This is a genomic window from Pueribacillus sp. YX66, assembly GCF_041725775.1.
Classification (GTDB): Bacteria; Bacillota; Bacilli; order Bacillales; family UBA6769; genus Pueribacillus.
The window spans coordinates 1-20,006 of sequence record NZ_JBEUEL010000025.1 but is presented as its reverse complement, the minus strand read 5'-3'; the positions used below and the strand labels follow the sequence as shown (position 1 = coordinate 20,006).

At 39.1% G+C, this 20,006-nt stretch carries 17 protein-coding genes and 1 other annotated feature; of the genes, 12 read left to right on the top strand and 5 right to left on the bottom strand.

Features of this window, described 5'->3' with window-relative positions:
* Positions 1 to 86: 86 nt before the first annotated feature.
* Complete coding sequence (locus ABU914_RS11270; protein WP_379669833.1) at positions 87 to 209, bottom strand: LuxR C-terminal-related transcriptional regulator; 123 nt, start codon at positions 207 to 209, stop codon at positions 87 to 89.
* Between the two features lie 681 nt (positions 210 to 890).
* On the opposite strand from ABU914_RS11270, the gene ABU914_RS11265 reads away from it, so the two are divergent.
* The 8 genes from ABU914_RS11265 (at position 891) to spoVID (ending at position 9,578) form a co-directional block, all read left to right on the top strand.
* Positions 891 to 1,316, top strand: a complete 426-nt coding sequence (locus tag ABU914_RS11265; RefSeq protein ID WP_379669832.1) for an SCP2 sterol-binding domain-containing protein — start codon at positions 891 to 893, stop codon at positions 1,314 to 1,316.
* A gap of 417 nt (positions 1,317 to 1,733) precedes the next feature.
* The gene (gene hemA / locus ABU914_RS11260) at positions 1,734 to 3,113 is read left to right on the top strand and encodes a glutamyl-tRNA reductase (protein WP_379669831.1); all 1,380 of its coding nucleotides are present in this window, start codon (positions 1,734 to 1,736) and stop codon (positions 3,111 to 3,113) included.
* 18 nt (positions 3,114 to 3,131) lie between these two features.
* Entirely contained in the window at positions 3,132 to 3,953 is an 822-nt protein-coding gene (locus ABU914_RS11255; protein WP_379669830.1) for a cytochrome C assembly family protein, read from the top strand.
* 397 nt (positions 3,954 to 4,350) lie between these two features.
* Complete coding sequence (gene hemC / locus ABU914_RS11250; protein WP_379669829.1) at positions 4,351 to 5,292, top strand: hydroxymethylbilane synthase; 942 nt, start codon at positions 4,351 to 4,353, stop codon at positions 5,290 to 5,292.
* A complete protein-coding gene (locus tag ABU914_RS11245) occupies positions 5,279 to 6,082 on the top strand; it encodes a uroporphyrinogen-III synthase (RefSeq protein WP_379669828.1) in 804 nt (267 codons plus the stop codon). The genes hemC and ABU914_RS11245 overlap by 14 nt, the downstream gene beginning before the upstream one ends.
* Positions 6,079 to 7,065, top strand: coding sequence for a porphobilinogen synthase (hemB, locus tag ABU914_RS11240; protein ID WP_379669827.1), 987 nt, complete (start codon positions 6,079 to 6,081; stop codon positions 7,063 to 7,065). Before ABU914_RS11245 ends, hemB begins: the two co-directional genes overlap by 4 nt.
* Positions 7,066 to 7,081: 16 nt before the next feature.
* Complete coding sequence (gene hemL, locus ABU914_RS11235) at positions 7,082 to 8,371, top strand: glutamate-1-semialdehyde 2,1-aminomutase (RefSeq protein WP_379669826.1); 1,290 nt, start codon at positions 7,082 to 7,084, stop codon at positions 8,369 to 8,371.
* A gap of 139 nt (positions 8,372 to 8,510) precedes the next feature.
* The gene (spoVID, locus tag ABU914_RS11230; protein WP_379669825.1) at positions 8,511 to 9,578 is read left to right on the top strand and encodes a stage VI sporulation protein D; all 1,068 of its coding nucleotides are present in this window, start codon (positions 8,511 to 8,513) and stop codon (positions 9,576 to 9,578) included.
* On the opposite strand, the gene ABU914_RS11225 is transcribed toward spoVID, so the two are convergent.
* Positions 9,579 to 9,788, bottom strand: a complete 210-nt coding sequence (locus ABU914_RS11225; protein WP_379669824.1) for a hypothetical protein — start codon at positions 9,786 to 9,788, stop codon at positions 9,579 to 9,581.
* 115 nt (positions 9,789 to 9,903) lie between these two features.
* Positions 9,904 to 10,128: a binding site (T-box leader), on the top strand.
* Positions 10,129 to 10,193: 65 nt separating this feature from the next.
* Between ABU914_RS11225 and ABU914_RS11220 the strand changes: the two genes are divergently transcribed.
* From ABU914_RS11220 to ABU914_RS11210, 3 genes are all read left to right on the top strand, one after another.
* Positions 10,194 to 12,827 (top strand): valine--tRNA ligase, encoded by a 2,634-nt coding sequence (locus ABU914_RS11220; RefSeq protein WP_379669823.1) that lies wholly within the window; start codon positions 10,194 to 10,196, stop codon positions 12,825 to 12,827.
* A 258-nt stretch (positions 12,828 to 13,085) separates the two neighbouring features.
* Complete coding sequence (locus ABU914_RS11215; protein ID WP_379669822.1) at positions 13,086 to 14,378, top strand: bifunctional folylpolyglutamate synthase/dihydrofolate synthase; 1,293 nt, start codon at positions 13,086 to 13,088, stop codon at positions 14,376 to 14,378.
* Positions 14,379 to 14,433: 55 nt separating this feature from the next.
* Positions 14,434 to 15,390: a hypothetical protein gene (locus ABU914_RS11210; RefSeq protein WP_379669821.1), complete on the top strand. Its 957-nt coding sequence runs from the start codon at positions 14,434 to 14,436 to the stop codon at positions 15,388 to 15,390.
* Positions 15,391 to 15,514: 124 nt separating this feature from the next.
* Here the strand turns inward: ABU914_RS11210 and ABU914_RS11205 are convergent, their stop codons facing one another.
* The gene (locus ABU914_RS11205) at positions 15,515 to 16,933 is read right to left on the bottom strand and encodes a DUF5011 domain-containing protein (protein WP_379669820.1); all 1,419 of its coding nucleotides are present in this window, start codon (positions 16,931 to 16,933) and stop codon (positions 15,515 to 15,517) included.
* 236 nt (positions 16,934 to 17,169) lie between these two features.
* A complete protein-coding gene (locus ABU914_RS11200; RefSeq protein ID WP_379669819.1) occupies positions 17,170 to 17,817 on the bottom strand; it encodes a hypothetical protein in 648 nt (215 codons plus the stop codon).
* Positions 17,818 to 18,269: 452 nt separating this feature from the next.
* Here ABU914_RS11200 and ABU914_RS11195 point away from each other — a divergent pair, with 452 nt between their 5' ends.
* A complete protein-coding gene (locus ABU914_RS11195) occupies positions 18,270 to 18,455 on the top strand; it encodes a hypothetical protein (protein WP_379669818.1) in 186 nt (61 codons plus the stop codon).
* A 101-nt stretch (positions 18,456 to 18,556) separates the two neighbouring features.
* Here the strand turns inward: ABU914_RS11195 and ABU914_RS11190 are convergent, their stop codons facing one another.
* Complete coding sequence (locus ABU914_RS11190) at positions 18,557 to 19,909, bottom strand: immunoglobulin-like domain-containing protein (RefSeq protein WP_379669817.1); 1,353 nt, start codon at positions 19,907 to 19,909, stop codon at positions 18,557 to 18,559.
* Between the last annotated feature and the right edge of the window lie 97 nt (positions 19,910 to 20,006).

The window sequence follows — 20,006 nt, the reverse complement described above, 5'->3', positions numbered from 1 at the left end:
AATCACTTTCACTGTGTTTACATCTTTTTCTATGTATTCTCGTGAACTGAGCGGTCAGCTTCATTCAATAATACCTGGCGAATCAATTATGCAACCGCTTTTGTACGGTTTCTAGCGTTTAATTTTTTAATGACTGATTTCACGTAATCTTGGACAGTGTATTCACTTATTTGTAACGCTCCTGCAATTCTTTGACACTTTCTCTCCACGATACTCTTTGGATGACTACAAATTCTCTCTTCGTTAATGGATACTTGTCATTGTTTGAATAAGTGTCCATTATTTTCGTTAACAAACTGGTAAATGTCAAGCGACTTTAATCCTCGTTATTAATCGGCAACTGGTAGTCTAAATTGGTAGCTGTAATAAATCCAACAGTTAACGTTTTCAGTTTAATCACTATATAAGTAGTTTGCCGTAATTTGACGAAAGTCTTCAAGTTTATGAATAATTGAAGTTTTTCTTTTTAAATGTTACGGATTGGAGGGAAAGCATTAATTCTTTCATGAATGTTTTTGATTTTCATAAAGCCTATTTTCATTTATCCCCACTTGTCCATGAACCATTTTCGTTAATTCCGAAAAGGAGAAAAGACTAGCCGTTTTGAAATTTAAAATGTGAAAAAAGCTTTTCGTCGTTAGAGTCTGTTTTTTCAACGCGGACGATATATTTTATTAAGGTGGTTTCTGTCAATCGAATACCTTCATTAGAATTGTGTGAAATACCTATGTCATTCCTTAAAGAGTCACTATATGATATCTTATAGAACCCCTCATCCGTTTAATCATGAACAAAGAAACTTTTATTCATTGATAGCAAGTTTCTAGCGTCGGTTATTTGCAAGATTTTACAGGCGATGGACACGTGATAAATAAGAAGGGGGCTTTTTGATGGAAGAAGAAATTTTTAGTTTTTCATGGGTTGTGTTACTTGGACATGAAATGAAAAAAGGTCCTACAGAAGAAAGGAGAAGCAGTGTTGATCCAAATTACTGGAATTGGATTAATCGATGTAAACAAGGCTTGACTTTAAAACTTGCTCTCGTTTTACGAGATGAAATGGATCAGTTCGTATATGTTGACATTGTAAATGGAGAAGTGGCTCATACGTATGTTGGAACAGAAATTGAACTTAAAGAGGCAAAAATTGTTTTATCAGGTACGAAAGAGGCTTGGTTGGAAATTGTGGAGGGGAGAAAGGAACCTTCGCAAATGATTATGACTGGAAAAATAAAAATTACGAATGGTAGTCTTTCGTTTTTTTATAAGCGAATTTATTATTTTTCCGAGCTGTTACGTTGTTTAACTAAGTGTTAGCGTAAAGCTAAAGGCTGGCTTTGAGTGACAATCGCTTTTGTCCAAAATGAATTGTTTAAATCACGAATTGATGTTACATACATATATTGATTCATTAGAAATAGACTCTGATCATTTTGAATTAGAGTCTATTTTTTCGTATAAAATCACGCACATACGGGTATACCTACTATAGTAGTCTCCATCAGTTTGCATACATATTTTATGGCCATACAGTAATTAAAAAAACAGTTATCTGTAAAATGACTAGAGTTCTGTTTTGTTGTAAACGTTCATTTTTTGATCCGTGTCGAAACTTCTGCTATACTGCCTTCAGTCAGTCATATGAACGGTTCATATATCTTTCACAAAGTATTGATCAGTCTATCCAAAATCATGCTAAAATTAAATAAGAAGCTTATGTAGAGGGTGAACGTTTTGCACGTAATTGCAGTCAGTCTTAATCATAACATTGCACCAGTTGAAATTAGGGAAAAAATGACGTTTGATGACGAAAACCTCCCTCAAGCACTTAAAACATTGCGCCACTCAAAAAGTATACTTGAGAACGTAATTTTGTCTACATGTAACCGCACGGAGATTTATGTCGTTTGTGATCAATTGCATACAGGTCGTTATTATACAAAAGCATTTTTAAGTGAATGGTTTTCCATTAAACAGGAAAAGTTTGCCTCGTTTTTAACGATTTATGAAAATGAAGCGGCTATTAACCATCTTTTTAACGTCGCTTGTGGGCTAGACTCGATGATTTTAGGTGAAACTCAAATCCTCGGTCAAGTAAGGGATGCCTTTATACTTGCACAGGAAGAAGGAACGACGGGAACGATTTTTAATGAGTTGTTTAAGCAAGTAGTTACGTTGGCAAAGCGTGCTCATTATGAGACAGGTATCGATGAATCACCTGTTTCAGTTAGCTATGCTGCGGTCCAGTTAGCAAAGTCGATTTTTGGTAGTTTAAAAAATAAACGTGTCGTGATTCTCGGTGCTGGAGAAACGAGCCAATTAACTGCGAAACATTTGCAAAGCAATGGTGTTAAAGCGATAACGGTTATTAATCGAACATATGAAAATGCTGTTCAATTAGCCTCTTCATTGAAAGCGAAAGCTCTACCGCTCACACACCTTCAAGAGGCAATGACTGAATGTGACATCTTAATTAGTTCGACCGGTTCGAAACAGTACATCGTCACGTTAGACATTGTACAGCCACTAATTAAAAAACGTAAAGGTCGACATTTATTTATGATTGACATTGCGGTTCCGAGAGATATCGATCCAGCACTTGATGAACTTGAAAATGTGTTTTTGTACAACATCGATGATTTACAAAAAATCGTTGATGATAACTTAACAGAACGCAAAAAGATTGCAAAAACGATTGAAGGAATGATCGTTGATGCGATAGCAGAATTTGATACGTGGCTAACGACGCTCGGAGTTGTTCCGCTTATATCAGCGCTGAGGACGAAAGCATTATCGATTCAAGCACAAACGATGTCAAGCATCGAGCGAAAGCTACCGGATCTAACAGAAAGAGAATTGAAAGTTATCCGTAAACATACGAAAAGCATCATTAATCAGATGCTACGTGATCCGATTTTAGGATTGAAAGAATCCGCAACGGAACCCGAAGCGAAGCAAGTAATGGAGACGTTTATTAAAATATTTGCGATTGAAGAGGAAGTCGCACGTGAAAAAGATAAGCAAATAGTGTCAAAAACAAGTACTGAAAGCAAGGAAGTGAAAGGTTCACGGTCGACCAACAAACAATTCGCTGAAATACCGCTCCGCCCCTAAGGAGAGGAGGGCAAGCGATTGCACGATTTTGACTGGATATATGAATGTGCTGTTATTTTTTATGTCGTATCCTTACTCGGCTATTTTATAGATTTCTTACAGAACAACCGGAAGGCAAATCGCTTTGCTTTCTGGTTGCTTTCTATTGTTTGGGTGTTACAAATCATTTATTTTTTTGTTACACTTATGCAAATAAACCGTTTTCCAATTTTAACACCGTATGAAGGACTTTATTTCGTATCTTGGTTAATCGTTACATTATCACTTTTAATTAATTGGTTTTCACGGATTGATTTTTTTGTATTTTTTGCAAATATAATTGGGTTTATTATGATGTCCGTTTATGTATTTTCTCCTGAAACGGAATTATTGCCATTCATCACAGAAACGATGACGACAGAACTTTTCTTTATGCATATTGCAATGGCTTTTTTAGCTTATGCTGCATTTACGCTTGCATTTGTGTTTTCGCTCATGTATTTCATTCAATATGAAATCTTAAAAAATAAAATTAATTTCCGCAGGTTAGGTCGCTTTGGTAGTTTGCCTGAGCTAGAAAAAATGTCACTCTTTTTCACAATGATCGGTGTCCCACTTTTGCTCATTAGTTTAATCTGGGGTGCCATTTGGGGACATCTTACACTCGATACATTTTTTTACTTCGATGCTAAAGTCGTGACGTCGATTATCGTATTAATGATGTATAGCTTTTTGTTATATATGAAAATAATGAAACAAGAACACGGAAAGAAATTAGCACTTATTAACATTGCTGCTTATTTATTTTTATTAATTAATATATTTCTATCTCAATCTTTTTCCACGTTTCATTGGTGGTAACCATTTATATAGTGGATTGTTCAAAAAGGTGTAGAAGATATAGCGCACTTCTTTATTATAAGTTTATGTTTTTTTGCTAAAGGCGCGAACATCGTGTGGACAGGATGTACTACAAATGCTCGTACGCACTGGATTTAAGTAATACTTCATCGGGTATGTTAGTCAGCATACCTTGAACACTACTTCATTGAACAAACAAAAGATGTATCGAATGAAGTATTGTAGAAGGATGATAAGTGTCCGACGTTTTTAGCCCGTGTTCGCGTGAATTGTAAAGCACTAGAGTACGTTGATTCATGCATAGTCTTGGCGAGTGTGGACGTTGTATATCTAATTTTGCAAGAGTCGACTTTGCGTCTAATCAACCTTTTTGAACTCGAAAACATAGGAGGGACTCATGAAAAAAATAGTTGTAGGTTCTCGTACAAGTAATCTCGCTTTAACGCAAACGAATTGGGTGATTGATCGGTTAAAAGAGTTAAATTTACCATTTGAATTTGAAGTGAAAGAAATTATGACAAAAGGTGACCGTATTTTGGATGTAATGTTGTCAAAAGTTGGTGGAAAAGGTCTTTTCGTTAAAGAACTAGAACTCGCTATGTTAAATGGTGAAATCGATATGGCAGTTCACAGTATGAAAGACATGCCTGCCATACTTCCTGAAGGATTAATGATTGCTAGTGTTCCCGAGCGTGCCGATCATCGCGATGCACTTATTTCGAAAAAATACTCATCACTCGCTTCAATGCCGAGTGGAGCGATTGTTGGAACGAGCAGTTTACGAAGATCAGCGCAAATTCTAGCGAAACGTCCAGATTTAGAAATTAAATGGATTCGTGGAAACATTGAAACTCGTTTGCGCAAGTTAAATGAAGGGGAGTATGATGCGATCTTATTAGCTGTCGCTGGTCTAGAACGAATGGGCTGGTCTGATGACATTATAACTGAGCACATGGCAATCGATGATTGTTTGCCGGCTGTTGGTCAAGGAGCATTAGCGATTCAATGTCGAGAAAATGATGAGGAAATGATACAACTACTTGCCAAAATTAATGATGAAAAGACGATGCGGACGGTTACAGCGGAGCGTGCTTTTTTGCACAAGTTGGAAGGAGGTTGCCAAGTTCCGATTGCTGCATATGCTGAGCTCGTGTCGGATCATCACGTGCGCTTAACAGGGCTTGTTGGTGAACCGGATGGCAAGTTGATTATAAGTGATACACTTGAGGGGGATCACCCTGAGCAGCTGGGGTGTACATTAGCTGAACAATTGATGAAACGAGGAGCAAAAGAAATATTAGATCGAGTGAAAGAAGAGATCGATCATGATGAGCGCTAAACCATTAGAAGGCAAGCGGATTTTAATTACTCGTGCAAAAGCACAAGCTGCAAATTTTGCGAATCAGATTCGTGCGTTAGGTGGTATTCCAGTCGTTATCCCTCTCATTAAAATACATCATCCAACAGATCGTACACCGCTCGTTGAAGCGGTGAACGATATGCGCTCTTTTGATTGGCTTGTATTTACGAGCCAAAATGGTGTGAAGGCATTTTTTTCAATCGTACACTCAGAAAAGATTCCATCTGAATGGCTCGACAATATGAAAATTGCCGTCGTCGGAGAGAAAACTCGTGAACCAGTCGAGGTGCAAGGGTTTGATGCTCACGTGATTCCGGCTGGAGATTATACAGCTGAAGCATTAGCTGACGAGTTATTGAAACATGTAAAACGAGGAGAGCGAGTCTTATTCCCAAAAGGGAATTTAGCGAGAGACGTTTTACCCGATTCATTGCGCCAGCGCGGGATTCACGTCGAAGATGTTGTCGCATACGAAACAGGAATGAATGAAGAGGCTCAAGCGGACCTTGCTACAGAAGTCACCTCAGAACGATTGGATGTCATCGCATTTACAAGCCCTTCCACTGTCAATCATTTTGTGACACTTCTTGATTCAGTCGATTGGCGAAGTAAAATAAATCAAACTTGTTTAGCTGCAATTGGTCCGATAACTGAACGAGCGATGCATAAGCATGGACTTACACCAAATGTTGTCGCAAACTTAAATACGACTGAAGGTTTACTGCAAGAGGTTGTACAGTTTTTGAATAACGAGGAGGAATCGAAATGAGTGAAAAGCAACTTCATTTTCAACGCCACCGTCGACTGAGAAGAACAGAAAGTTTAAGAAAGCTCGTAAGTGAAAATAAATTACATACAGACGATTTAATTTATCCGCTCTTCGTTGTTGAAGGAGAAGGAATAAAGCGTGAAGTCGCTTCGATGCCAGGTGTGTATCATTTGTCGCTCGATCAGGTACAAACTGAAATGGAAGAAATCACAGCACTTGGGATTCAAGCAATTATGCTTTTCGGAGTACCTGACCATAAGGATGACGCCGGATCAGAAGCATATGCGGAGCGAGGCATCGTTCAGCGTGCGATTATGCAAGTGAAGGAAACGCATCCACAGTTGACGGTTATTGCGGATACGTGTTTATGTCAATATACAGATCATGGTCATTGCGGTGTCATTCAAGACGGATATGTTGAAAACGATGAAAGTCTGCGGCTACATGCGAAGACAGCTGTTTCACAAGCGAAGGCGGGGGCAGATATTATTGCACCATCAAATATGATGGATGGTTTTGTCGCTGCGATTCGGACAGCACTAGACGAAGAAGGTTTTAAACATATTCCGATTATGTCGTATTCAGTGAAATACGCTTCTGCTTACTATGGTCCATTTCGAGATGCGGCAGGAAGTGTACCTCAGTTTGGAGATCGGAAGACGTATCAAATGGATCCTGCTAACCGGCTTGAAGCGATTCGCGAAGCGGAATCTGACGTAGTAGAAGGGGCGGACTTTTTAATGGTCAAGCCAGCACTTGCGTTCATGGATGTCATTCGCGAATTAAAAGATTCGTTCCCGTATCCGATCGTCGCGTACAATGTGAGTGGAGAATATTCGATGGTGAAAGCAGCCGTTCAAAATGGCTGGTTCGATGAAAAAGAAGTCGTGCTCGAAACGTTAACGAGTTTGAAACGTGCTGGTGCAGACTTAATCATTACGTATCATGCAAAAGATGTAGCTACATGGTTGAAAAACGAATAAAGGTGAGGTGCTATTGATGAGAACTTTTGAACGTTCAAAAGCAGCATTTGAACAAGCAGTGCGCGTCATGCCTGGTGGAGTAAACAGCCCGGTTCGTGCGTTTAAAAATGTTGACATGAATCCAGTGTATATCGAAAAAGGAAAAGGTTCTAAAGTTTACGATCTCGATGGGAATGAATATATTGATTACGTTCTTTCTTGGGGGCCCCTTATTTTAGGACATGCTGATGATACGGTAATTGAAGCAATTAAAGAAACAGCCGAGAAAGGAACGAGTTTCGGAGCGCCGAATGAATTAGAAACGAAACTTGCTGAGTTAGTCATCGAACGTGTTCCATCCGTTGAAGTTGTTCGTATGGTGAACTCTGGCACAGAAGCGACGATGAGTGCATTGCGGCTCGCAAGAGGATATACGAATCGAAATAAAATTGTAAAGTTTGAAGGCTGTTACCATGGACATGGAGATTCGTTGCTCATTAAAGCTGGTTCGGGAGTTGCAACACTTGGACTACCTGATAGCCCTGGTGTTCCTGAAAGTATTGCAAAAAACACGATAACTGTGCCTTACAACGATTTAGAAAGTGTCAGACTTGCTTTTGAACAGTTTGGTGATGACATTGCGGCCGTCATCGTTGAACCAGTAGCCGGAAATATGGGCGTTGTTCCGCCAGAAGCAGGATTTTTAGAAGGACTACGTCAAATTACCGAACAACATGGCAGCTTGCTTATTTTTGATGAGGTGATGACAGGTTTTCGTGTAGATTATCATTGTGCTCAAGGCTATTTTAACGTGACTCCGGACATAACGTGTTTAGGGAAAGTCATCGGCGGTGGACTTCCTGTAGGTGCGTATGGTGGAAAACGTGAAATTATGGAACAAATTGCACCGAGCGGTCCGATTTATCAAGCAGGAACGCTGTCTGGTAATCCACTTGCGATGGCTGCAGGCTATGCGACGCTTTCACAATTAAATCGTGAGACATATAAAGAATTTCAAAGAAAAGCGAACTTGCTTGAAGACGGCATAACGAAAGCTGCCAACGATTTTGAAATCCCACTTACGTTCAACCGTGCAGGATCGATGATTGGCATGTTCTTTACGAACGAAGAGGTGACGAATTACGAAAAAGCACGAACGTCTAATCTTGACCATTTTACTGCTTATTTTAAGGCGATGCTACAAGAAGGCATTTCTCTTCCGCCTTCGCAGTTCGAAGGTCTGTTTTTGTCAACGGCGCACAGTGATGAAGATATTGAAAAAACAATTGAAGCCGTTCGTGTTGCCTTCGAGAAATTAAGTAAATAGAATCGTTTAAACCCGTACTCAAAATTTTAAATCGAGTACGGGTATTTTCGTGTATCACTTGCATTCTTTAATCATATTCGTTTTTATCACCGCATAAACCTGTACTATATCGAGGTGCACGAAGAAAGGTGATGATAGCATGACGAACTCATTAAAATTTAACGTTGATGAATCGATTTGGTTTAAGCAAGGAGATGAAATTGACAATATACTATCGATCTCGTTAGAGCCGGACATTAACGTTGAAGAAACAGGGGATTACGTAACAATTAAAGGTTCATTGCGGTTAGGTGGAGAATACGAACGTTCAGAACATACGTCTGAGAAAGAAGAGACGTTAGAACGGTCAAGTGAGCAAATGTCGTTTCGTTCAGTACAAGAAGTTCGTAAACTTGATGATAATGTAGTTGAATTTCAACATCATTTTCCTGTTGAAATTACAATCCCGAACAATCGTGTCGAGAGTCTCGATGACATTGTTGTTACGGTGGAAACGTTTGATTATCGAATTCCGAACGCAAGCAACTTGCAAATGTCCGCAGAATTAGCAATTGAAGGGATTCAAAAAGAGCAAACGAACGAAAACGATCCTATTGACAACTATGATTTTGAAGAAAGAGTGAAAGACATTTACGTGAAAGATAAAACATCGTTCATGATTGATAGTCAAAGAGAAGAAGTAACGATGGACTTGCATGAAGTGGACGAGGTTCAGAATGAGCACACGGAAGAAGAAGAGGAACGTCAAAACAGCGGTCCTCAATTCGAATTAAAAAGTCGTGAAGAAGAGAACGAGCCGAATGAAGCACTTGAGTCGTTACGTAATAAAAGTGAAGAAGACATAGTTGAAACGCTTGAAAATGAAGAGCAACCTGTTGAAGTAGAAGAAGTTCGAACTGTTGAAGAAGTTGAGTCGGATGTTGAAGGGCTTCAAGAAACTAACATTGGTGAAATAGATAAAACAGAAAACAAACAGAAAACCCGGTCTGAAAACGCTTTGTATTTAACAAAAATGCTGACACGTGAAGAAGAGCAATTTTCACGGTTGCGCATGCGCATTATTCAACCTGGAGAATCGCTTGATTCCATTGCGGAGTCATATGAGCTTCAACCTACACAAATCGCAAGACTAAATCGGCTTCACGATGAACAAGTTGAAGAAGGTCAGATTTTGTATATCCCAGTGAAATCAGAAAATCAATCATGATTAAAACCATTCAAGAAACAATGAAAGTGATAGTCCGATAAGGATTAATAATAGAATGACATCAAATGGTGTCGGTAGCAGCAAAGTGCGTATAAATTGAAAGATCGTTAATGGCAGTACGAAAGCAGCACATGTGTCTCTAACTGTTAGCAACCACGGTGGGTATTTTAAACGGCGATAATATTGCTTTTTTTTCCCGAACCTATTCATTTTTTATCCTCCTCATCGTTCGTTGTTCATAATGTATGTATAAATAACACAATACGTTCATATGGACTTGACGATTCATGGCAAAATCGGTAAAATTTAAGCAAATTGAATGATTTGATATGCTATGAAAGGGATTAGTATGTGAAATGCACCTTATAAGAGAGAGAAATCAGTAGCTGAGAGATTTCTTAAGGAACGCAGCGCAGAAGTCACCCTTGAGCAGCTTCTTTGAACTATGAAAGTAGGAGAAGCCGGTTAAACACCGATATGTTGATGAGAAGCACAATTTATTTTAGTTGTGAATAAAGGTGGTACCGCGGAATTAACTTTCGTCCTTTTTGTGGATGGAAGTTTTTTTGTTTTTTTACACATTGCTCAGAACGATAATAGTTGGAGGAATCAAAGATGAATACAGAAATGCCGAAAAAGTATGACCCGAAAAAAACGGAAGAAAATAGGTATGCGTATTGGCTTGATGGGCGCTATTTTGAGGCAACAGCTGATCCGAAGAAAAAGCCATATACAATCGTCATTCCACCACCGAATGTAACAGGAAAGCTTCACCTTGGACATGCGTGGGACACCACGTTGCAAGATATGCTCACAAGAATGAAACGGATGCAAGGTTATGATGTACTATGGCTGCCGGGTATGGACCATGCTGGGATTGCAACACAAGCACGTGTCGAAGCGCAACTACGTGAAGAAGGAATGAGTCGTTATGACTTAGGTCGTGAGAAGTTTCTCGAAAAGTCGTGGGAATGGAAAGAAGAATACGCTGATCATATTCGGAAACAATGGGCAAAGCTCGGTCTCGGTCTCGACTACTCTCGCGAACGCTTTACGCTGGATGAAAGGTTATCGAAAGCGGTGCAGGAAGTGTTCATTAACCTATACGAGAAAGGGCTCATTTACCGTGGCGAATATATCATTAACTGGGACCCAGAAACGAAAACGGCATTATCAGATATTGAAGTCATTTACAAAGACATTCAAGGTGCATTTTACCATATGAAGTATCCGTTAAAAGACGGTTCAGGTCATATTGAAGTTGCTACGACTCGTCCCGAAACAATGCTCGGTGATACTGCAGTAGCCGTTCACCCTAATGACGAACGTTACAAACATTTAATTGGAAAAAAAGTCATGTTGCCGATTGTGAATCGTGAAATTGAGATTGTTGCAGATGATTACGTCGATATGGACTTCGGTTCTGGAGCGGTTAAAATCACACCAGCTCATGATCCGAATGACTTTGAAATTGGAAATCGACATCATCTTGAACGCATTCTCGTCATGAATGAAGATGGTACAATGAATGAAAATGCGGGTCCATACGAAGGGCTAGATCGTTTCGATTGCCGTAAGCAAATCGTTAAAGATTTACAAGAGCAGGGCGTTCTTTTCAAAATTGAAGATCACGTTCACTCTGTCGGACATTCTGAGCGTAGCGGTGCCGTCGTCGAACCGTATTTATCGACACAATGGTTCGTTAAAATGCAACCTCTCGCTGAACAAGCGATTGAATTGCAAAAATCGGATAAAAAAGTGAATTTTGTTCCTGATCGGTTTGAAAAAACGTATTTACGTTGGATTGAAAATATTCGGGATTGGTGTATTTCAAGACAGCTCTGGTGGGGACACCGGATTCCGGCTTGGTACCATAAAGAATCAGGCGAAATTTATGTCGGGCATGAAGCACCAGCAGACAGTGAAAATTGGGAACAAGATGAAGACGTACTCGATACGTGGTTTAGTTCTGCGCTTTGGCCATTTTCAACGATGGGATGGCCTGATGAAGAAGCAGAAGACTTCAAACGGTATTATCCAACTGATGTACTCGTTACGGGTTACGACATTATTTACTTTTGGGTAGCACGGATGATTTTCCAAGGGATTGAATTTACAGGTGAACGTCCGTTTAAAGACGTTCTCATTCATGGACTCGTTCGTGACTCAGAGGGAAGAAAAATGAGTAAATCATTAGGCAATGGCGTCGATCCAATGGAAGTCATCGACAAATATGGCGCAGACGCTCTTCGCTATTTCCTCGTTACAGGTAGCGCGCCTGGACATGACCTTCGCTTTTACTGGGAAAAAGTCGAAGCAGCCTGGAACTTTGCAAATAAAATTTGGAACGCATCGCGTTTTGCACTTATGAACATGGACGGTTTAACGTATGATGAGATTTCTTTAGATGGAGAAATGCAACTCGCGGATAAATGGATTTTAACGAGATTAAATGAAACAATTGAAGCAGTTACAACGTTAAGTGAGAAATATGAATTTGGCGAAGTTGGAAGCAAATTGTATCATTTTATTTGGGATGATCTGTGTGATTGGTACATTGAAATGGCGAAACTGACACTTTACGGCGAGGATGAAGAAGCAAAGCAAACGACACGTTCTGTTCTTGCTTATGTACTCGAACAGACGATGTGTCTCTTGCACCCATTCATGCCATTTATAACAGAAGAAATTTGGCAGCATCTGCCGCACAAAGGCGATTCCATTACTGTTGCAACATGGCCAGAAAAGCAAGAAAAGTGGCATGCTCCTAAATCACTTGAAGAAATGCAACTTATTCAAGAAGTGATTCGTACGATTCGTAACATCCGTGCCGAAATGAACGTGGTACCGAGCAAACCGATTGCAATGGATGTGAAACCGATGTCAGATGGAATCGAACAAATTTTAAAAAAGAACGAAGCGTATATTGAAAGATTTTGTAATACGAATGCTTTAACGATTTCAAGCGACGCAAAACCACAAGAAAAATCGGTTACACAAGTCATAACAGGCGCAGAAATTTACTTGCCACTTGAAGAGCTGATCAACATTGAGGAAGAGCTTGAACGTTTGAAAAAAGAGTACGACAGGCTAACAATAGAAGTTGAGCGCGTTCAGAAAAAGCTCTCAAATGAAGGGTTTGTGAGCAAAGCACCAGAAAAAATTGTTGAAGAAGAACGAGCAAAAGAAAAAGATTATCTCGAAAAACGACAACTCGTGAAACAACGCATGGCTGAACTCAAACTGTGAAGCGAGACTTCCATCGCTATAGCGCTAGTTAGCGAGATTAAATAAGGATTCTAGCGTGCGTATGAACGCAGTGAATAAATTTTTTCAAGACGTGGCAAATAGAACAGACCTTTAGCGATTTCATAGTTTAATGTGCTTTAAAAAATACAAATAGGCGAGGTATGATTTCCATCTGGTGAGTTTTTTCAAGTTCGCGAGTCGAACTTAAATGTGAGGTGGATCTTCTCGCCTTTTGTTTTGCAAAAGGAGTGAACTACGGTGAATACAATTCAAGAAGTGTTTGATTGGTTGCAAGGATTGTTGAAATTTGGTATCAAACCGGGACTTGAACGCATGGAATGGATGCTTGAAAAATTGAATCATCCTGAGCGTAGATTGAAAACAATTCACGTTGCTGGAACGAACGGAAAAGGGTCAACAATTGAATATCTGGCACAAATGTTAATGGAAGCGGAACAGGAAATTGGAACATTTACTTCTCCGCATGTGAGTGATGTGAAGGACCGCATTGCAGTTAACGGAAAAGCAATATCGGACGACGATTTTATCTCAATTGCGAATAAGATTCGCCCACTCGTTGAGGAATTAGAAACGACGACAGACTATGGTCAAGCGACAGAGTTTGAAGTAATGACGGTCATGGCACTTGAATATTTTGCAAAAGTCGCATATCCCGATATTGTCATCATTGAAGCGGGATTAGGCGGAAGATTGGACTCAACGAATGTTATTTATCCTATGCTCACGATTATTACGAATGTAAGTTCTGATCATACCGATATATTAGGCGATACAATAGAAGCGATTGCATCTGAAAAAGCAGGGATTATTAAATCAGGCGTCCCTATTATTACAGGAGCAACAGGAGAAGCTCTTGAAATCATTGAGGAAACAGCGAAAAAGAAACGAGCAAAATGTTATCGTTACGGTCATGAATTTACAAGTAAAAATGGAGTTTCAAAGCTGGATGGCGAACAATTTGATTTTCAATCACCGTTTTTAACGAAAGAGGCACTCTTTATTCAAATGAAGGGAAAACACCAAATTGAAAATGCCTCATTTGCGCTTATGGCACTTGATTATTTGTACTTCTTTTTCGGATTAACCGTTGAATTGGACGATGTGAAATCCGGTTTAAGAACAGTGGCAATAAAAGGGCGATTTGAACAGGTGAGTGAACGTCCGCTTATTTTTTTAGACGGAGCACATAATGAACACGCGGTAGCGCGCTTATCGGAAACGATTGCTAACCGTTTTCAAACTGAAGACATTCATGTCATTTTTGCAGCGTTAGAAACGAAAAATGTGAAACAAATGATTGAAAGATTGGAAAAAGTTGCCGATCGTTTAACACTGACATCGTTCACTCATCCAAAAGCATTATCAGCAGATGAGTTAGAATCGCATGTAACATTAGAAAACTATGAAGTGATTCCAAATATAGAAAATGTGATCGATAGTCTCTATCAAAACAGTGATGATTCAACTGTTACCATCATAACAGGTTCACTTTATTTTATTTCTGAGATTCGAAGCGTTTTGCAGTCATAAATTCAAATGTTCCACCATAGACTCATTGTACAAGCTGTCATAAAGGAGCGCAGATATGGTGGAACAAAATGATAAAAAGATCACAATTGTTGTAAATGGAAAAGAGCGAGACGTTCATCATCGCTATGCTTCTTCTGACAATGAAAATATAATTGATACGAATGATTGGTATGTTGAACACCAGGTTAAGCATCCTCGCTTCAGAGACCACCGTCTCCGTCGTAGCTATTTTAAAAAAAACACACAAAAAAAGTCCTCACGATTCCCAAAAAAACGGAACAACACTGTCATAAAACAAGTGTGGGTATCTGCACTGACAGCATTAAGCATCGGAGCAACATTTGGGTTCTTGATGCTTGCATTATTCACCGGTGAGGAATCCGTCCTTGACAATGCGCAAGGGAAAGAGGCGCAAGTGAATGAAGTGGCATCATTACCAGTTGAAGAAGAAACCCTTGAATTAGCAATCAGTTTAATCCAAGGTGGAGCATTTGAAACGATTGAATCTGCAAATCAAGCAAAAGAACATTTTATCAATGGTGGATACGCAGCTGTCGTTGATGAAACCGAACAACCATACAGACTTTACATAGGGCTCGGGACAAACAAAGCTCATTTACAACCACTTATTTCAGCGTATGAAGCGGATGGCGAAGATACGTATGTTAAGGATCTCTCAGTAATTCCACGAGAAGAAATAACAGAGGAAGAAATACAAACTCTCATTGAAGGTAAGCAACTTTTACTTGCGTTTATGATGGATATTAAACGGCTTTTTAACGAACAAGCCATCGAAGATCATGACACATTATCAGAAAAACTATTCGAATGGAAAGCAGAACTCGAACATAAAGAAGACGTAAATCAAAAACAAATCGATTTTGCCCATACACTCCAGCAAACAGATGGTGCCATTCAAGCGTATGTTGATGAAAACAGACGAGAACATCTTTGGGAAGCCGAACAATTTATATTGGAAGCATTCTTGCTTTATAAAAAAATTATCAGTTAAGTAAATGATAGAGTAAATCAATGACATCTAAGGCTTAAAGAGGCAATACACTTGATTTATGAACGTAATAAAAAGCGGCTTAGCCCTTCGATATAATATACAGGGCTGAAGCCGCTTAACTTTTTTACTTAATTGCGTTTCTACATCGTATAACTAACACTCCGCCAGCCGTAGCTAGAAATGCACCGATAAGAATCAGTGTAGGTAAGCTTGTTGCCGTTTTTGGTAGTTTACCACCAGTGGCTTTTGTATCACCATCTTTCACCGTCACTTTCGAATCATCACCTGATTTTTTTCCGGAGCCATCGCCAGAACGACTTCCGTCACCTGATCCACCTTTACCAGCAGGTCCTTGCGGTCCTTGAGGTCCTTGTGGTCCTCCAGGTCCTTGCAGATTCGCAAGCAGTTGCCATCCGTCAGCCGTTTTTTCATAAAGGTCACCTGTTGCGGTATCGAGATATAAATCGCCGTTATCACCTGCATCCGCAGATGGTGCACCTGAACCTGTTAAGATGGATGAACCTTGGTTTCCGTCATCGCCTTTTATATTGCCAACGAGGCTCCACTTGGTCGTATCACGCTTGTAAATATCTCCAGTTAGAAGATCAACATAAGAATCTCCATTCACCCCAAGTTCATTACTTGGTGCACCTTCACCTGTGAACCAATGGCCGAATGGTTCAACGACCTTGACAATACGTTCAACGGTCGCCACATTGCCAACACTATCACTTACAGTGTAAGTAATCGTGTACTCACCAATCGTTGATGTGTCAACTTCGCCAGAGATTTCGATATCATCTACTGATAGATTTCCATCAAAGTTATCGACAGCGGTTGCTCCAGGTTCGACATAAGGGTCCCCTTGCTTCACGATCATTGGGTTGTCGCCGTTTAAAGTGATGACAGGGGCTTCACCGTCGATTGGAATGGTTGCAATTGTTATTTTTTCTCCAGGCATACAATCATAAACAAGCATGCCATGCCAAGGTTCTCCATCTTCAACTAAGCCAGGTATAAATGAAATTTGGTCAACTTTTAAAATTACATTTCCTTCCTGACCAGCAGTAAATGGTCCAACATCTATGCTTCCTTCATCAGGAATAGAATAACTAAATTCTGCTTCGTAGATAGGGGGAGTTACAATATCTGTAACAATAGCAAGCATTCTTTCATCTACGTTTTCAGAACTGATATACAAGGACGTGCTGTCAGATATTAATGAATTGCCCATTTGTAAATCCCATAAATAGTTCTCTAAAGCTCGGGTTATGGTAAGCGAGGTGTTTGTTAACTGAAATTGTTGCCCTGGTGCTACTACTTCGGGTAACGTTGTCGTTAATGTTACTTTTCCCCATATTCCTTGTACAAGACCATCCAGCATATCACACTCAAGATCAAATACTTTTTTCACTTCATTTGTTGCACTTGAAGCACTTACAGAATTTATACTAAACGAATAAAAAAAGATCATTGAAAATGTGAATACTATAACTATCAATCTTTCACATAATTTACTAATTTCAAATTCCTCCTTTTTCAATGAATCACTTTAGAGTTTCTAGCTATTAAAATATAAAAAAAGAACACATTGCACATGAAATAATAATATGTATTTCCATTTCTAGTCAAAGTATAAAGAATATCTTCTTCAATGTTTTTGTTTATCAGGTTATAAAATGAGTTTAATCATTTGATTAAAAATTTAACCTATATTATGAATAAATATCTTTGGGCTGACACGTACCATATGATTATGGTACGTGTCTTTCCTGTAATTTATGGTACAATCGCAATCTCTACTAAGTTGGCATTGCTAGGTGGTTGACAGTTTGCAGTTAATGGTATTGGAAGACCTCCTCCGGCCGTTACAAATGTTGCAGTGACGTTACCCGCAGAGATATTGATCACACCAGAACTGCCTGCTATAATGGGATCGATATCAATTCCACCTATTGCAGGTACTGTAAACACTAAGTCCGATCCATCTTTAGGAACAGGCATCGATGCAATTGGAAGAGGTGCAACGTCAAATAGAGCAGGTACATTATCTGATAAAACTTCAAATTTAGTGACAGTTCCTTGTACATAATTCCATCTTAGAGTACCATCGAGGGTTTCTACTATATCTCCAGGAACCTCTGCAGTAGCTGACGTATTTAATAATTTGAAATCTTGATTAGGTCTTACTGATGGTTCTTTTGGCTCTTCTGTATATACTGTTGGCACGTGTCCTCTAATTGTCAATGGCATATTGAAATTAATATTTGGGATTATTGGTAGGCTAATAGTACAGTTATAGGTAAGCGTCTCTTCTATAAATACATAACCCGATGGTGCATTCTGTGCACTTGCAACAACCGTTAAACTAGCAAGTAAAAGCGCAGTTATGACCATCGACATGAACGACTTGAATACTTTTGACATTACATTTTCCTCCTCAATAGTTTTAATTTTCAAAAATCTTCGACCAAATGCTTTCACAACACTGATTATTTACTCAATTTCCCTCCTTTGCTATGAAAATTCTAGATCAGAGCGGAGAACATTTGTCAAAAAGGACGTTATCGAAAGTTCTGCTAATCTAGTTGTACTTGTTGTTTAACTTTTGGAGTCAAAAATGATTATAGGAGGATTGCTATAATTTGTAGACGTATGCCTGATCTTGCTATTAGTTTAATAGAATACCCATATATTAACAATGGGTCTAAAGAACTATTTTACATTTTATTGAAAATACATCCTTCATTTTCCTTTATTCGACATTTTTTTCTTGTTTTAAAACTATCGTTAACAAAAGTCAGTGTAAATATTTAAAACTATGAATTGTGATTGTGAACAAAATAGTGGTATTTATTAGATTTTAAGGAAAGAAAAATGTGAAGTTAAAAAGTATTATTAAAGATGATTATGAAAACGAAGTGATACTCGATTTTGCTCAAAGCCTTCAGAAAACCGATGACGCAATTCAAACTTATTTAGAAAAAAACCATATAGAACAGCTTTGGGAAGCTGAACAATGGATGATGGAAGCTTTTATACGTTACAAGCAAATCATTAGCTAAGCAAATGAGCATCGATGAAGAAAAATAAAGTCGGAATTGGTTTATGAAATGAGAAAGCGGCTGAGTCCTTTAAAATATAGGACGACAGCCGCTTAATCGTTTTATTCGATTGCCTTGCGACGACGCAAGAACAAGACACCACCTGCAACAATTAAGAGAGAACCGATGAACATAAGAGTAGGTAAGCTCGTTGCTGTTTTCGGTAGTTTCCCACCTTTACCTGATGAACCTTTTCCATCATCTGATTTTTGGCCAGAACCGTCACCGCCACCTCCGCCTGAACCAGGTTCACCTTTCGGTCCTTGCGGCCCTGTTGGTCCGGCAGGTCCTTGCAAGTTTGCAATCTTATCCCATCCAGAGGCGGTTTTTTTGTACACATCACCTGTTGCGGTGTCGAGATATAAGTCGCCAACATCACCTACATCTGCAGATGGTGCGCCTGAACCCGTAATAACTTCAGAACCTTGTTTTCCATCATCGCCTTTTAGGTTGCCAGCAAGATTCCAAGTGTTCGGATCACGCTTGTACACATCACCTGTTGATAGATCGAGATATGAATCTCCGTTGCTACCAAGTTCATCACTTGGAGCGCCTTCACCTGTGTACCATGAACCGAATGGTTCAACGACCTCTACAATGCGTTCAACGGTTGCCTCATTGCCAACACTATCGCTTGCAGTGTAAGTAATTGTGTACTCTCCAATGGTTGATGTGTCAACTTCGCCAGAGATTTCGATTTCGTCTTCTGATAGGTTTCCGTCAAAGTTATCAACAGCTGTTGCACCTGGCTCCACATAATGGTCCCCTTGTTTAACGATCATTGGATTGTCACCATTTAGTGTAATGACAGGGGCTTCGCTGTCAATCGGAACAGTAAAGATTTCAAATTCTTCATTTTCCGGAACAAGACACATTAAACTTAAAGATAATGGTATCCCTGCCCCTAGGTTAATCTTTAAATTCATTCGAATTTCATCTGCTCTTAAAATAATTTCATTATCCTCATCGGCAATAAAAGGACCAACATCCGTACCCTCAGAAATCATCACAGGATAATCATAATTTATTCCAGGTGGAATAACAATATCTAGATCCGGAAGGAAAGTATGCACTACTGAGTTTTCATTTCCATAGGATATTTTAAAATTTGGTCCTTCAAGAGATGCATCTGCTGGTGGTGCAGCATCTGGATGGTTAAACGGTAAAGTTAATGATACTGACGTATTTGTTAAGTAAAACTCTTCACCTTTTGCAACTTTATCTGGAATGGTTGCTTTAAATGTTACTGGTGATGGAAATAAAGTGGGTTCAAGATTTACTGGAGCTAGTCCACATCCATATTCAAATGTCACTTCTACCTCTTTAATTCCAACTGCAGCATTTGCTTGATTCGTACTAAATGCATTCAAAAAGATTATTGACAATGTAAACATTACAATTATTGTTTTTTTCATAAGATTAATAATTTTATATATCCTCCTCGTATATTATTATTAACTAGTATTTTTACTAGTTTTAAATCGTTATACCTTTTCCAAGGTATGATGTATT